We start from the raw sequence: 14,374 nt of genomic DNA on the forward strand, positions 1-14,374 counted from the left end.
GCAGCGCTATGGGGTGACGCTGGCCTGACCTTTGAGGGCCAGCTGGCCACCCGCTAGCTGCACCTGCTCGATTCGAATGGCGGGGTCCATCGGCAGCAAGGTGCGCGGTTCATCGGCGGTCTCCGGCCGGAAGCACAACGTTCCCTGCTCCGCATTGAGGCGGAAGCGACGGCGAACAGGGTCTTGATGGGCCGCAACGGGCACCTGCAACTCGAGCAGATCCACGTCAATGCGCAGCGCCCCCAACGGGCTGAGCCCCATCAGCTGTTCAGCCATCCAGTCCCCGAGCCAGCGCCAGGGTTCGGCCAGCAACGCGCTGTTGAGCTGACGGCCGTTGAAACTCACCTCGCCCGCCACCTGGAACGGCTGCTTCAGGGCCAGCATCTGACCGGGACTGAGCAGCTTCATGTCCACCGCAATCGAACCGCTGCGCAACTCAACATGCTGCAAGGGCAGCCCCTGGAAACAGGCATCCCTCGCCGTGAGGGTCACACCATCCAGACGCCCCCGCAGCAATGACCAGCTGGAGCCGTTCAGGGCCAGTTCGAGGCTGCCGATGCTGTCGCATTGGCTGCGAATCCACAGGCGCAGGGCCCCTGCCAGCACATTGAGAACAGGATCAGCCATGGTTCAACAGCGCCTGACACCGCTCAGCCACCTTGCAGGGCTGATCGATATGGGGGAGATGGCCGCAGGAGGGGAAGGTCTCCACCGGCTGATCCAACAAGGCCTGAAGCGCCTGCTTCTGCGGTGCACGCAGAATCCGATCGTTGTCACCCCAGATCACGTGCAGTGATTGGGAGGGCAGGGGATCCCCACATCCGGCGAAACCACCGCTGCGGGCGAAGGCCGCCAAGGCCTCCGCCCAGCCGGGGCATTGCAGGTGCAACGAGGCGATTTGCTCTTCCGGAGCACCCACATCCGCATCGGGATCAGCGAAAGCCTGGCGACACAGCCCCCGCCGCACACCAGGACGCCCCAGAAACCAGGCACCAAAACGATCCAACAGGGGCGGAACAGGCATCGGACGCCCCGTGAGACCGGCAGGAGCCAGCAGCAGCAGAGAAGCCACACGCTCGGGATGACGCCGGGCCAGCTCCACGGCTACTGACCCTCCCATGGAGGCCCCGATCAGGCTCAGGGGAGCGTCTGTGGGAAGCCGCTCAAGCAGTGCATCGAGATGGCGCAGCACCGGCTCCGGACCGTAGTCAAGCCCGAGGGGACGGGGGGAGAAGCCGAAGCCGAACAGGTCGGGGATGAACAGCTGAAAGCGATCCGCCAGCAAGGGAGCCAGACGCCGATATTCGAGAAAACTGCTGTCAAATCCATGCAGCAGCAGCAACGGAGTGCCCTGACCCAACATGGCTACCGGGAAGGGGTGATCAAGGCCCAGGCCAGGGAGGTCCCACCACTGCACTTGGGCGGCCAGGGACTTGGCCTGCGGGTCAAGCAGAGCCGGCCGCAGTTGATCCAGAAGCGTCTTCAACGGCTGACGGGGCTGAGTTCAGCGGCACCCCCAAGGGCCTCCAACAAGGCACCAGGCGTCACGGGGAAGGGCAGATGATGCAGGTCGGAGCCCTCGCGACAGGCAAAGCGGCACACCTCCTGCAACTGACTGAGGCTGGCCTGAGCCAAGCCGAGATCATCAAGGCTGACCGGCAGGCCCAGCTGCCGCAGCAGCGGTAACAGTTGACGGTGCGCCTGGCCGGCAAGCCGGTTACCACCCAAAAGTTCCTCCAGGCGAAGCTGCACAAGGATTCCAAACCCCACCTTCTCGCCATGCAGAAAGTGGTGACAGGCCTCCAGCTGGGTGAGGCCGTTGTGAACGGCATGGGCCGCAACCGTGCGGCAACGGGCACCGCCCAGTCCCCCCATCACGCCAGCAGTGAGAGCACAGGCTTCGGCGGTGCGCACCCAGGCTTCACTGTCTGGATCCTTCAGCGCCGTAAGGCTGTCGATCAGCAATTGATCCCGCAGCACCCGTGCCATCTGCACGGCCTGCTGCACCAGACCATCGCTGCTGTCGCCGCTGCTCACCGAGGCCTCATACCACTTGGCCAGGGCATCAGCGACACCACTGGCCAGCGTGCGGGGTGGGGCCTGGCGCACCAGGCCGTGATCGAAGACAAGAAGATCAGGACAGCGATCAAGGGCCACATCCCCTTCGAAAGCACCCTGAGGGGAATAGATGTTGGAGAGAGCCGTCCAGCCGGCACAGGTGGAGGCGCTCAGTGGAACGGTGATGCAGGGCAGGGAAAGGCGATGGGCCAGCAACTTGCCGGCGTCCAGAACTTTTCCGCCCCCGGCAGCCAAAACGGCGTCACAGCGCTGGGCTTCAGCAGCCACCCTCCGGAGATCCTGCTCACAGCAGTCGAACTGAAGCTGAGCTTGGAGGGGTTTGAGCCCCTGAGCCAAGAGATCCGACACCAAACGCTGACGCTGATCGGCAGTAGACGAACTGCGACCCAGCACTAGCGGACGTGAGCAGAGATATTTGATCTGAGGCAAGGCCTCATCCCAGGCTCCATCCCCCCGCAAAACGCTGGCGGGGGCAATGGAGTGGGACGAGATGGATCGACCCATCAGATGCTGGCACCGGCGAGTTGCGGTGCCATGTCCACCTGACCTTTGTGACGGACCACCACCTTCTTGTTCTCATCGACATCAACTTCGGCGTGGTCGCCGTCCTTGATCCGACCCGACAGCACCTCTTCGGCGAGGGAATCCTCGAGAAGACGCATGACGGCCCGACGCAGCGGACGTGCGCCATAGGCAGGGTTGTAGCCCTCCTCCACCAGGCGCTCCTTGAAGGCATCGGACACGGTGAGGGTGATGCCCTTCTCGCCCATGCGGCCAAAGACCTCCTTGAGCATGATCTCGGCGATCTCCTTGACCTCGTCGCGGTTGAGCTGGCGGAAGACGATGATTTCGTCGAGACGGTTGAGGAATTCAGGCCGGAAGTACTGCTTGAGCTCCTCATTCACCAGGGAACGGATCCGGGTGTACTGAGACTCCTCAGCGCTTTCACCGGAGAACTCGAAGCCGAGGCCGCCGCCACCCTTCTCGATCACCTTCGAACCGATGTTCGAGGTCATGATGATCAGGGTGTTCTTGAAATCGACCGTACGGCCCTTGGAATCGGTCAAACGGCCGTCTTCCAGAAGCTGCAGCAGCAGGTTGAACACATCAGGGTGCGCCTTTTCGATTTCGTCGAAGAGCACCACGGTGTAAGGACGGCGACGCACCGCCTCGGTGAGCTGACCGCCTTCGTTGAAGCCCACGTAGCCCGGAGGCGAGCCGATCAGCTTGCTGACCGTGTGGCGCTCCATGAATTCCGACATGTCGAGGCGGATCATCGCCTCTTCGCTGCCGAAGAAGTATGTGGCCAGAGCTTTGGTGAGCTCGGTTTTACCCACACCGGTAGGGCCCGAGAAAATGAAGCTGGCGATCGGGCGGTTGGGGTTCTTCAAACCGACCCGAGCACGGCGGATGGCCTTGGACACCGCCTTGACGGCTTCGTCCTGACCGATCAGGCGCTTGTGGAGGGTTTCCTCCATGTTCAGCAGCTTGACCGACTCGCTCTCGGTGAGTTTCTGCACCGGAACACCGGTCCAGGAGGCGACGATCTGGGCGATGTCCTCCTCGTTCACCATTGGTGAGCTGTCTGAAGCAGGCGCTTCAGTTGCAGCTGTTTCACCGGATTCAGAGGTTGCGTCAGCCTTGACCTCGTCCTTGTTGGCCTGAAGCAGAGAACGGATCTGCTCCCGCAGTTCCACTTCCTTCTCGCGCAGTTCACCGGCCTTGGTGAAGTCCTGATCGCGGACGGCATCTTCCTTTTCCTTCTGGACGGAACGCAGTTCCTTGTCCACTTCCTTGGCCGCGGGGGGCAGCTTCGAATTGAGCAGACGCACGCGGGAACCGGCTTCATCGATCAGGTCGATGGCCTTGTCGGGCAGGAAGCGATCCGAGATGTAGCGATCGCCGAGGGTTGCAGCCGCCACAAGGGCGTCGTCGGTGATCTTGAGGCGGTGGTGCTGCTCGTAACGCTCGCGCAGGCCACGCAGAATTTCGATGGTGTCGTCGATGGACGGCTCGCCCACGTTCACCGGCTGGAAGCGGCGTTCCAGGGCCGCATCCCGTTCGATGTGCTTGCGGTACTCATCCAAGGTGGTGGCACCAATGCACTGGAGCTCACCGCGGGCAAGGGCCGGTTTGAGGATGTTGGCGGCGTCGATCGCGCCCTCAGCAGCACCGGCTCCGATCAGGGTGTGCACCTCATCGATCACGAGAATCACGTTCCCGGCCGCCTTGATCTCCTCCATGATCTTCTTGAGGCGCTCTTCAAACTCACCCCGGTATTTGGTGCCGGCCACCAGCAGGCCGATATCGAGGGTCAGAACGCGCTTGTCTTCGAGGATGTCAGGAATGTCGCCCTGCTGAATGCGCTGGGCCAGACCTTCAGCGATGGCGGTTTTGCCAACGCCGGGCTCACCGATCAGAACGGGATTGTTCTTGGTGCGGCGCCCCAGGATCTGGATGACGCGGTCAATTTCGTTCTGACGACCCACCACCGGATCGAGCTTCGCTTCTGTGGCGAGCTGGGTGAGATTGTTGCCGAACTCGTCGAGGGTGGGGGTCTTGGTGGACCCCTTGCCACCGCCGCCGCCACCACCGGCGGAGACCTCCGCGGTTTCACCCAACATGCGGATCACCTGGGTGCGCACCTTGGCCAGGTCGACACCGAGGTTCTCCAAAACGCGGGCTGCCACACCTTCGCCTTCGCGGATTAGGCCGAGCAGCAGATGTTCGGTGCCGATGTAGTTGTGACCCAGCTGACGGGCCTCTTCCAGAGAGAGCTCCAACACACGCTTGGCACGGGGAGTGAAGGGAATCTCAACGGCCACAAAGCCCGACCCACGCCCGATGATTTTCTCGACTTCTACTCGGGCGTCCTTGAGGTTGACCCCCATGGATTTGAGGACCTTGGCGGCTACGCCCGTTCCCTCACCGATCAGGCCAAGGAGGATCTGTTCGGTGCCAACGAAGTTGTGACCAAGCCTGCGGGCCTCTTCCTGGGCCAGCATGATCACCTTGATGGCCTTCTCTGTGAAGCGTTCGAACATCGCTGGGCCAATGCAGTGATGTGACCAAGCTATCAGGGTTGAGGGACTGCTGCGAGTGTTCGGTTTGTACGGTCACTTTCCAGTCTGAGACTGGCCTGAAGCGCACAAAAAATAACAATGAATCCCACAAGATTCACCGCTTTTTTTGTCTCCCAGGGACGGGAAACCGAACAACTTCAAACCACCGTCGATGGAGACGACGGTGACGGGATGCGACACCACTGAATGAGGGCATCGCGACCATCGGAGTAGTACCCGGAACGGGTGCCGGCGGCGCGGAAGCCAGCTCTGGCGTATAGCGCCAGAGCGGCAACGTTGTCACTGGCCACTTCGAGGGTGGCGTGCACGGCACCGTGCCGTCGTGCCCGTTGCAACAGTGCTTGCAAAAGCAAACCTCCATGGCCGCTGCGGCGCCGTTCTGGATCCACAGCCACGGCGGTGATGTGCAGTTCATCGGCCACCAGCCAGCCGCAGGCCACACCCAGCAGAGTTTCAGAAGCAACAAGCCCAATGCAGAGCCGCCGGGGATCGTCCAGCTCCCGCCGCCATTGCTCTGCCGTCCACAGTCCATCGAGGGCGCGCTGATCCAGCGCCACACAGGCCTGCAACCAGGACGGATCCAAACGCAGGATCTGCGGGGTTGATCCGACGCCCGCAGCATCGATTCTTAGATTGCCCTTCGATGCCGCCACTCCGTGACCCAAACCATCACCAGTCAACGGCCCTTCGAGGCCAACCGGGATGCGGAGAGCCCCAATCGCAATCTGACCCCGATCACCACCGAACTCGATGGCACCGAGCGGCTGGTGGTGGGCGGCTGCCGTCTTAGCGACCTGGCGGAGCGCTACGGCACACCGTTATATGTGCTCGACGAGGCGACCGTTCGCAGCACCTGCCGGGCCTACCGCCAAGCCCTGGAGAAGCACTACGCCGGGCCCTCGCTGCCGATTTACGCCTCCAAAGCCAACAGCTCCCTGGTGATGAGCAGCCTGGCGGCCTCCGAGGGGCTGGGTCTGGATGCCGTGTCCGCCGGGGAACTGCTGACGGCGTTGCGCGGCGGCATGCCGGGAGAGCGGATGGTGCTGCACGGCAACAACAAATCCGATGAGGAGCTGCTGCTCGCCTATGCCAACAAGGTGACGATCGTGGTGGACAACCAACACGATCTCGATCGCCTGGCCGCACTGGTGCCCGCAGGAGCTGAACCGGCACGCCTGATGCTGCGCTTCACCCCTGGCATCGAGTGCCACACTCACGAATACATCCGCACAGGACACCTCGACAGCAAGTTCGGCTTCGATCCCGACCAGGTGGAGCCCGTGCTGCGCAGCCTTGTGGGACAACCCTGGGCCCAGCTCACCGGTCTGCACGCCCACATCGGATCCCAGATTTTTGAACTGGAGCCTCACCGGGATCTGGCGGCGGTGATGGCCGACAAGCTGAAACTGGCCCGCGACCTGGGCCATCCCGTCAGCGACCTCAACGTGGGGGGCGGCCTGGGCATCCGCTATGTGAAGTCTGACGACCCGCCGAGCATTGAGCAGTGGATCCAGGTGGTGGCCGAGGCCGTGACCAGTGCCTGCCGCGAACGGGGCCTCGAGCTGCCCCGGTTGATGTGCGAGCCGGGCCGGTCCCTGGTGGCAACCGCGGGTGTGACCCTCTACACGGTGGGCTCCCGCAAAACGATCCCCAACGTGCGCACCTATGTGGCCATTGATGGCGGCATGAGCGACAACCCCCGCCCGATCACCTACCAGTCCCTCTACACCTGTTGCCTGGCCGACCGGCCCCTGGCCCAGCCCGACGAACGCGTGAATCTGGTGGGCAAGCACTGCGAATCCGGCGATGTGCTGCTGAAGGACCTCCCCCTGCCCTCCACCAAGAGTGGTGACATCGTCGCCGTGTTTGCCACCGGTGCCTACAACGCCTCGATGAGTTCGAATTACAACCGGATCCCGAGGCCCGCTGCCGTGCTCGTGCATGACGGGTCGGCGGAGTTGGTGCAAAAGCGGGAGCAGCCGGATGACCTGCTGCGCTACGACGTTTTGCCAGAACGATTCAACGCGTTACGTTGAAGCCAGTGGTGCGAAGGGCGAAGTGAACGTGTTGGCGGTGGTGGATCCGCGCCTAGTGCTCGACGTTCTCTTTGCCTCTTCCATCGGCTTTCTGCTGTTCTCGCGCGTCAACGAACAGCGCACTCTTTGGTTGCTGAGGGGCTGGCTGTTCCTGGTGGCCATGGCCTGGTTTGTTCAGCGCTTCGCCAACCTGCCCCTCACCACCAAACTGGTGGACGCGCTCGTCATGGCCTGTTCGCTGTCCCTGGCCATCCTCTGGCAGGGCGAGCTGCGTCGCTTGATGGAGCTGCTGGGGACCGGTCGTCTGGCGGTGCTTCTTGGCAATCCCCAGAAAGAGTTCCGCGCCTCAGCCGGCACCGTGAGCCAGATCACCGAAGCTGCCGGCCGGCTGTCGCAGCTGCGGCGTGGCGCCTTGATCGTGGTTGACCTGGGAAGCGACCTGCGGCCTGAGGATTTTCTCAACCCTGGCGTCCCCATCGGGGCGGTGCTGAGTCGGGAATTGATGCTGAATCTGTTTGCCGCCGACACGCCCCTCCATGACGGCGCCGTATTGGTGCGGGGCAATCGCATCGAGTCGGCAGGGGTGATCCTTCCGCTGTCCCGCCACAGCGTGAGCCGTTTCGGCACCCGCCACCTGGCGGCACTGGGCATCACCGAACGCTTCGACCGCTGCATCTGCATCGTGGTGTCGGAGGAAACAGGAACCCTGTCCCTGGCCAACCAAGGCAAGCTGGAACGACCGATCACCAGCTCTCGTCTTCAGGAGCTGCTTCAGGAGTTGTTCAGCACCGCCGAATCGATGCCGCCGGCACGACGTACGGTGGGTAGTGCCCCGTCCGAATCGCTGTCTTGAGCCGCCCTCCGGCCACCAGCACTGACACGTCCGATCGTTCGCTTCTGCCGGCGGACCTTGACCCCGGCCGGCTCCCCCAGCACTTGGCGTTGATCATGGACGGCAACGGACGCTGGGCCAAGTCCCGCGGCTTGCCCCGCGTGATGGGGCACCGTGCCGGTGTCGAGGCGCTCAAGTCCACCCTGCGGCTCTGCAGCGACTGGGGCATCCCAGCCCTCACGGCCTACGCCTTCTCCACGGAGAACTGGTCGCGGCCAGGAGAGGAGGTGAATTTCCTGATGACCCTGTTTGAACGGGTGCTTCAGGCCGAACTCAAGGCCCTGGAGGCCGAAGAGGTGCGGATTCGCTTTCTTGGTGATCTGGACGCCCTGCCCCCGAAACTGCAGGAGCTGATTGCGGACGCCACGGCCCGAACGGCAGCCAACAACGGTATTCACTTCAACGTGTGCACCAACTACGGGGGGCGCCGGGAGCTGGTGCAGGCCACCCAGCGCCTGGCCCGACGCGCTGCAGCTGGGGAGCTGGATCCCGACAGCATCGACGAGAACAGCATTGCCTCCGAATTGTTCACCGCCGGCGAGCAGGATCCCGACCTGCTGATCCGCACCAGTGGCGAGTACCGGATCAGCAATTTCCTGCTCTGGCAGCTGGCCTATGCCGAAATCCACGTCACCAATGTGCTCTGGCCCGATTTCAATGCCGCTGCCTTGAAAGACGCCCTGCTCGATTTCCAACGCCGCAACCGCCGCTTCGGCGGCCTTGATCCGATCCGCCCATGACCCTCAGCATCCGCCACGACTGGACCACCGCGGAGATCCAGGCTCTGCTGGAACTCCCCTTAATGGAGCTGCTCTGGCAGGCGCAGACCGTGCATCGGGAGGCGAACCCGGGCTATCGTGTGCAGCTGGCCTCCCTGCTGAGCGTGAAAACAGGGGGCTGCGAAGAAGACTGCTCCTACTGCTCCCAGTCGATCCACAACAGCAGTGACGTCACAGCATTTGAGGCCCAGATGCAGGTGGAGCCGGTGCTGCAGCGCGCCCGGGCTGCCAAGGAGGCAGGTGCCGATCGCTTCTGCATGGGCTGGGCCTGGCGGGAAATCCGCAACGGTGCTCCCTTCGAAGCGATGCTGGAGATGGTGCGCGGGGTGCGCGGCATGGGCATGGAGGCCTGCGTGACCGCCGGAATGCTCACCGATCAACAGGCGGAACGTTTGGCCGAAGCCGGGCTGACGGCCTACAACCACAACCTCGACACCAGCCCCGAGCACTACGACCGAATCATTTCCACGCGCAGCTATCAGGACAGGCTGGACACCCTGCAACGGGTGCGCAAGGCCGGGGTCACCCTCTGCTGCGGCGGCATCATCGGCATGGGCGAAAGCCTGCGGGACCGCGCCTCGATGCTTCAGGTGCTGGCCAGCATGAACCCCCATCCCGAAAGCGTGCCGGTGAACGGTCTGGTGGCGGTGGAAGGCACCCCTTTGGAAGAGCAAGACCCCTTTGACCCGCTGGAACTGGTGCGGATGGTGGCGACGGCCAGGATCCTGATGCCCCATGCCCGGGTGCGGTTGAGTGCCGGGCGGGAGTCGATGAGCCGGGAAGCTCAGATTCTCTGCCTGCAGGCCGGCGCCGACTCGATCTTCTACGGCGATGTTCTGCTCACCACAGGCAATCCTGATGTGGAGGCCGACCGCCAGCTCCTCGCTGATGCGGGGGTCACCGCCAACTGGCAGGAGGAAGCGGCGGCTCCTGCCAGCTGTTCTCCCGGCTGATCAGCCGCACCCATGTAACGATCGCCCCACTGGCACACAGTCTGAGCGGATTCAGGGCTAGACCGGAAACAGCCCTTCGATGAGGCGCCGTGATTGATCCCGTCGTCATCCCCTCGCTGTTTGGTCTGTTTGTTCTCTCGGTCATCCTTGAAACCATCAAGGACGACAAGCAGCGCCACCACCATCACCGCTATTGAGATCCGGCCAGACAGGTAATGCGCGGACATTCCCAACTGTCACCAACCGGAAACACTGCACAAAACACTCATTGTGGGTGGCATCCCGGGCGAGCTACACCGAGCTGGTCTGTGGCTCAGCCATGAAGATCGACAGCGCCAACGCTCAACCGATGGGAAGCCTGATCTTTGAAGGAGGGCACAAGCCCTTCCATGCCCTGGCCTGTCCCCTGAAGCCGGCATCGGTGCGCATCAGCAGGAAGGCCTGAGGATGAACCACGGGGAGCATGACCCGGCCTGATGCAGGCTGGAGGACTGTTAAACCCGTAACAGCGTGAACCCGAGCAACCTGGAGCCTGTGCTGGTCAAGGACAGCCGACTCTTGGTGGCGGCGTTTTATGCCTTCACGCCCCTGGATGACGAGCGTCGGGAGACATTGCTGAGCAGCTTGCCGACCCTGGCCCGCAATGGCAGCGTGCTCGGCTCGGTGTTGGTGGCCCATGAAGGGGTGAACGGCACGATCAGTGGACCGGAATCAGCTGTTGATGCGGTGCTGGATCACCTGCGCGCCTCGTTGGATCTGGGCGACGACCACTACGCACGGCTCGAGGTGAAGCGCAGCTGGGCCAACAAACCGGTGTTCCGACGCTTCAAGGCCCGCCGCAAAAAGGAAATCGTGACCATCGGCGTGGCCAGCGTGGATCCCAGCACCAGCGTGGGCACTTACGTGGAACCCGAACACTGGAATGCCCTTGTGGATGATCCCGACACCCTGGTGATCGACACCCGCAACAGCTACGAAACGGCGATTGGCACGTTTGAGGGGGCCATCGACCCCAGCACCGAAAGCTTCCGCGACTTCCCGCAATGGGCAGAGTCCACGCTGCGGCCCCTGATCGAACAGAAGGGCAGCAAACGCATCGCCATGTTCTGCACCGGTGGGATCCGCTGCGAAAAAGCCAGCAGCTATTTGCAGCAACAGGGTTTCGGGGAGGTGCACCACCTGCGCGGCGGCATCCTCAAGTACCTCGAGCAGGTGCCAGAGGCCGAGAGCCGCTGGCAAGGGGAGTGCTTTGTTTTTGATCAACGGGTGGCGCTGAACCACCGGCTGGAACCTGGAGAGCACAGCCTTTGCCACGCCTGCGGCCTGCCGGTGTCAGCCCAGCAACGCGAACTGCCGAGCTACATCAAAGGGGTGCAGTGCCTGCACTGCGTGGATCGCTTCAGCGATGCTGACCGGGAACGCTTCGCCATGCGGCAACGTCAGATCGATCAGCGCCAGATCGATCAACACAACATCGACCGGCAGCAGGCTTGAGCAGTCAGGCCGCATCGGACAATCCCTGCCAGGGACCACCCCGATGCCGTGCTGCCGATCCTTTACAGCTTTCGACGCTGCCCCTACGCCATGCGGGCCCGCTGGGCTCTGCTGGAGGCAGGACTGTTGGTGCAGTGGCGGGAGATCGCACTGAAGGCGAAACCGGCTGAGATGTTGGCGGTCTCCCCCAAGGGCACGGTTCCCGTGTTGGTGCTGCCGGACGGCAGCGTGATCGAAGAAAGCCTATCGGTGATGCACTGGGCCCTGGATCAAGCGGACCCTCGCGAGCTGCGCAACGCCGGCGATGCCTCAGCGCTGATCGAGCAGAACGACGGCGCGTTCAAACATCATCTCGACCGCTTTAAGTACACCGACCGCTACCCCGGCACCAACAAAGACGAGCAACGCGCCGCTGGCCTGGCCATCCTTCAGAGCTGGAACCAGAGGATCGCTGATCAGGGCTGGCTGCTGGGCGAACACTGCTCGCTGGCGGATGCCGCCCTCTGGCCGTTCGTGCGGCAGTGGCGCATCGCCGATCCCGAGGGATTCGACAACGACAACAGCCTGGAGGCCCTGCGCTACTGGCTCCAGCGTTTCCTCGAGGATCCCCGCTTTGAGCGGCTGATGCAGCGGGCCGACCCCTGGAGTGCCGGGGGACAACAACACCACTTCCCTGCCGATGCCGTGGCGGTGCCCCTGGATCAGCCGCTGTTTCACCTGGCTCTCAAAACCGACTGGCAGGCCGCCCAGACCAGCGGCAGCTACCGCATCTCCACCCGGGGGATGACGTTGGAGCAGGTGGGCTTCATCCACTGCTCCTGGCAGGAGCAGGTGCAGGCCACCTTTGAGCGCTTTTATGCCGACGCCGGCGAGGTGCTGCTGCTGGAGATTGATCCCGCGGCCGTGAACGCCCCGCTGCGGGCCGATGCCATCCCCAGCGGCGAACTGTTCCCCCATCTCTACGGGCCGCTGCCCCTTAAGGCAGTGCGCTCGCTCGGCACCATGCCCGCGGCAGCATGACTGGACGACCATGACCGTGGCCAGATCCCGATCGATGCTTGAGCAATTGGAAGCCGAGGCCCGTGAACGGGGACTGCTGCTGAGGTTGCAGGTGGGCCGCCCCCTTGGGCTGTGGAGCCTGCGGCTGGTGGTGGCCCGGCAAGCCGCCAGCGGCAGCCTGCTGCTGCTTGGGGAAATGAAGGGATGGGCCTATCCCGCCGCCACGGGCCTGCAGCTCGACACGATGCGGGTGATGCCCAAGGCGCCTACCGGCGTGGGTGATCTGGTCTGGGCGGCCACCATGGCCTGGGCCCAGGAGGCCACCCCCTGCTCACAGGCCCGGTTGCTGGCCATCCGCGACGACGAGCAGCAGCACCGCCGGCTGGTGCGCTACTTCCGCCAACGCGGCTTCAGCAAAACTCGCGATGTGGAAGCGGCGCTCTGGGATCTGCCCCTGCGCATGGTCTGGGGCGGCGCCGGTGCTCTGATGAGTGGTGATGTGGCCACCGTGCTGGAGCGCAGCCTGCGGAGCTGGCGTCAGTCGGCGGCGTGATAACTGCTGCGCACCAGCGGACCACTGCGCACCTGGGCAAAGCCCAGCTCGCGGGCCACATCCGCCAGCGCATCGAACTCCTGCGGCGTCCAATAGCGGGCCACCGGAATGTGCACAAGCGAGGGGCGCAGGTACTGCCCCAGGGTGATCCGTTGGCAATCCACGCTGCGGAGATCCTTGAGAGTGGCGATCACCTCGTCGCGGCTTTCCCCCAAGCCGAGCATCAGGCCACTCTTGGTGGGGATGTCCGGTGCCAGCTCACGGGCGGCCGCCAATAAACCCAGGGATCGTTCATAGGTGGCACCGCGGCGCACCTCCCCCTGTAGCCGCTGCACCGTTTCCAGGTTGTGGTTGAAGCACACCGGCTGGGCCGCCAGCACCGTGGCCAATCGCTCCCGTTGAGCCACCAACGCCTGATCGTGATCCGACACGCCCCCCCAGAAATCGGGGGTGAGCACTTCAAGGGCGATCAGCGGATTGCGGGCTCGGATCGCCGCCATGGTGCTGGTGAACAGGCTGGCGCCGTGATCGGCGAGATCATCGCGGGCCACCGCCGTGAGCACCACATAACGGAGCTGCATCGCCTCAACGGCATCGGCCACCCGCTCGGCTTCGGCGGCATCCACCGGCATCGGGGCCTGGCCCTTGTCCACCTGGCAGAAGGCACAGCTGCGGGTGCAGATCGAGCCACCCAAGAGAAACGTCGCCGTTCCGGCGGCGTAGCACTCGCCGCGGTTGGGGCAGCGCCCCTCCTCACAGATGGTGTGGAGCCGGTTCTGCTTCACCAGCCCCTGCACCCGCTCCAACTCCGAGGCGTTGCCGATCGGCCGCCGCAGCCAGTCCGGCAGTCGCTCGGCAGGGGGGATGGCGCTGTACTTGCTCATACCGGCCGGCGCCCTTCAAGAGCCCTGCTCAGGGTGACCTCATCGGCGTATTCCAGTTCACTGCCCATCGGCAGGCCGTAGGCGATTCGGCTCACTGAGCAGAAGGGCTTGAGCAACCGCGCCAGATACAAGCTGGTGGTGTCCCCTTCCACGCTGGGGGTGAGGGCCAGAATCACCTCACTGATCTCCTCATTGGTGATGCGCTGCACCAATTCGGTGACGTGCAGCAGCTCCGGACCAATGCCATCCATGGGTGAGATCAGACCACCGAGCACGTGGTACCGCCCCTGGAATTCGCGGGTGCGCTCCAGCGCCAACAGATCGCGGGAATCCGCCACCACACAGATCACGCCATTGCGGCGCTCGGGGTTGCGGCAGATCTCACATTCGGGATCGGCGGAGAGGTGGAAACAGGTTTGGCACTGGCCCACCAGGGTGCGGGCCGCCAGCAAAGCGTCAGCGAACTGATGAATCTGCTCCTGCGGTTGGTTCAGCAGATGCAACGCGAGCCGCTGGGCCGTGCGCGGGCCGATGCCGGGCAGACGCTCGAACTGATCAATCAGTCGAGCCAACGGTTTGGTGAAGCCGCTCAGGGGTCTGCCGCCGATGCGGGAAATGTAGG

15 protein-coding genes are annotated in these 14,374 nt (G+C 63.7%); 8 read left to right on the top strand and 7 right to left on the bottom strand.

Features of this window, described 5'->3' with window-relative positions; all coding sequences use genetic code 11:
• Nucleotides 1-6 precede the first annotated feature (6 nt).
• The 5 genes from SynA1544_RS08815 to rimI all read right to left on the bottom strand — a co-directional run bounded on the left by SynA1544_RS08815 (nucleotide 7) and on the right by rimI (nucleotide 5,815).
• Nucleotides 7-627: a DUF2993 domain-containing protein gene (locus SynA1544_RS08815; RefSeq protein ID WP_186513069.1), complete on the bottom strand. Its 621-nt coding sequence runs from the start codon at nucleotides 625-627 to the stop codon at nucleotides 7-9.
• Nucleotides 620-1,486 (bottom strand): alpha/beta fold hydrolase, encoded by an 867-nt coding sequence (locus tag SynA1544_RS08820; RefSeq protein ID WP_186513071.1) that lies wholly within the window; start codon nucleotides 1,484-1,486, stop codon nucleotides 620-622. Before SynA1544_RS08820 ends, SynA1544_RS08815 begins: the two co-directional genes overlap by 8 nt.
• Nucleotides 1,483-2,583 (bottom strand): iron-containing alcohol dehydrogenase family protein, encoded by a 1,101-nt coding sequence (locus SynA1544_RS08825; protein ID WP_186513073.1) that lies wholly within the window; start codon nucleotides 2,581-2,583, stop codon nucleotides 1,483-1,485. Before SynA1544_RS08825 ends, SynA1544_RS08820 begins: the two co-directional genes overlap by 4 nt.
• Nucleotides 2,583-5,123, bottom strand: a complete 2,541-nt coding sequence (locus SynA1544_RS08830; RefSeq protein ID WP_186513075.1) for an ATP-dependent Clp protease ATP-binding subunit — start codon at nucleotides 5,121-5,123, stop codon at nucleotides 2,583-2,585. Before SynA1544_RS08830 ends, SynA1544_RS08825 begins: the two co-directional genes overlap by 1 nt.
• A 176-nt stretch (nucleotides 5,124-5,299) precedes the next feature.
• Nucleotides 5,300-5,815 carry a ribosomal protein S18-alanine N-acetyltransferase gene (rimI, locus tag SynA1544_RS08835; RefSeq protein ID WP_186513077.1) on the bottom strand — a complete coding sequence of 172 codons (516 nt, stop codon included), beginning with the start codon at nucleotides 5,813-5,815 and terminating at the stop codon, nucleotides 5,300-5,302.
• A gap of 3 nt (nucleotides 5,816-5,818) precedes the next feature.
• On the opposite strand from rimI, the gene lysA reads away from it, so the two are divergent.
• The 8 genes from lysA to SynA1544_RS08875 all read left to right on the top strand — a co-directional run bounded on the left by lysA (nucleotide 5,819) and on the right by SynA1544_RS08875 (nucleotide 12,868).
• Nucleotides 5,819-7,198 carry a diaminopimelate decarboxylase gene (lysA, locus tag SynA1544_RS08840; protein WP_186513079.1) on the top strand — a complete coding sequence of 460 codons (1,380 nt, stop codon included), beginning with the start codon at nucleotides 5,819-5,821 and terminating at the stop codon, nucleotides 7,196-7,198.
• Nucleotides 7,199-7,220: 22 nt separating this feature from the next.
• Complete coding sequence (gene cdaA / locus SynA1544_RS08845) at nucleotides 7,221-8,051, top strand: diadenylate cyclase CdaA (RefSeq protein ID WP_186513081.1); 831 nt, start codon at nucleotides 7,221-7,223, stop codon at nucleotides 8,049-8,051.
• A complete protein-coding gene (locus tag SynA1544_RS08850) occupies nucleotides 8,048-8,830 on the top strand; it encodes an isoprenyl transferase (protein WP_186513083.1) in 783 nt (260 codons plus the stop codon). Before cdaA ends, SynA1544_RS08850 begins: the two co-directional genes overlap by 4 nt.
• Nucleotides 8,827-9,822 carry a biotin synthase BioB gene (gene bioB, locus SynA1544_RS08855; RefSeq protein WP_186513085.1) on the top strand — a complete coding sequence of 332 codons (996 nt, stop codon included), beginning with the start codon at nucleotides 8,827-8,829 and terminating at the stop codon, nucleotides 9,820-9,822. Before SynA1544_RS08850 ends, bioB begins: the two co-directional genes overlap by 4 nt.
• A 274-nt stretch (nucleotides 9,823-10,096) precedes the next feature.
• A complete protein-coding gene (locus SynA1544_RS08860) occupies nucleotides 10,097-10,267 on the top strand; it encodes a hypothetical protein (protein ID WP_186515612.1) in 171 nt (56 codons plus the stop codon).
• Between the two features lie 65 nt (nucleotides 10,268-10,332).
• Nucleotides 10,333-11,316, top strand: coding sequence for a rhodanese-related sulfurtransferase (locus SynA1544_RS08865; RefSeq protein ID WP_186513087.1), 984 nt, complete (start codon nucleotides 10,333-10,335; stop codon nucleotides 11,314-11,316).
• A 48-nt stretch (nucleotides 11,317-11,364) separates the two neighbouring features.
• Complete coding sequence (locus SynA1544_RS08870) at nucleotides 11,365-12,336, top strand: DUF952 domain-containing protein (protein ID WP_186513089.1); 972 nt, start codon at nucleotides 11,365-11,367, stop codon at nucleotides 12,334-12,336.
• Nucleotides 12,337-12,370: 34 nt separating this feature from the next.
• On the top strand, nucleotides 12,371-12,868 hold the full coding sequence (locus SynA1544_RS08875; protein WP_186515521.1) for a hypothetical protein: 498 nt from the start codon (nucleotides 12,371-12,373) through the stop codon (nucleotides 12,866-12,868).
• Here SynA1544_RS08875 and lipA read toward each other — a convergent pair.
• Both lipA and recR read right to left on the bottom strand, forming a co-directional pair.
• Nucleotides 12,853-13,752, bottom strand: coding sequence for a lipoyl synthase (gene lipA / locus SynA1544_RS08880; RefSeq protein ID WP_186513091.1), 900 nt, complete (start codon nucleotides 13,750-13,752; stop codon nucleotides 12,853-12,855). The two genes, SynA1544_RS08875 and lipA, sit on opposite strands and share 16 nt — an antisense overlap.
• Nucleotides 13,749-14,324, bottom strand: a complete 576-nt coding sequence (gene recR, locus SynA1544_RS08885) for a recombination mediator RecR (protein ID WP_186515522.1) — start codon at nucleotides 14,322-14,324, stop codon at nucleotides 13,749-13,751. Before recR ends, lipA begins: the two co-directional genes overlap by 4 nt.
• Between the last annotated feature and the right edge of the window lie 50 nt (nucleotides 14,325-14,374).

Source organism: Synechococcus sp. A15-44, assembly GCF_014280115.1.
Classification (GTDB): Bacteria; Cyanobacteriota; Cyanobacteriia; order PCC-6307; family Cyanobiaceae; genus Parasynechococcus.

Coding starts and splice junctions, on each gene's coding strand:
- SynA1544_RS08815 (WP_186513069.1), bottom strand. CDS start 627: ATGGCTGATCCTGTTCTCAATGTGCTGGCAGGGGCCCTGCGCCTGTGG.
- SynA1544_RS08825 (WP_186513073.1), bottom strand. CDS start 2,583: ATGGGTCGATCCATCTCGTCCCACTCCATTGCCCCCGCCAGCGTTTTG.
- SynA1544_RS08830 (WP_186513075.1), bottom strand. CDS start 5,123: ATGTTCGAACGCTTCACAGAGAAGGCCATCAAGGTGATCATGCTGGCC.
- bioB (WP_186513085.1), top strand. CDS start 8,827: ATGACCCTCAGCATCCGCCACGACTGGACCACCGCGGAGATCCAGGCT.
- SynA1544_RS08875 (WP_186515521.1), top strand. CDS start 12,371: ATGCTTGAGCAATTGGAAGCCGAGGCCCGTGAACGGGGACTGCTGCTG.
- lipA (WP_186513091.1), bottom strand. CDS start 13,752: ATGAGCAAGTACAGCGCCATCCCCCCTGCCGAGCGACTGCCGGACTGG.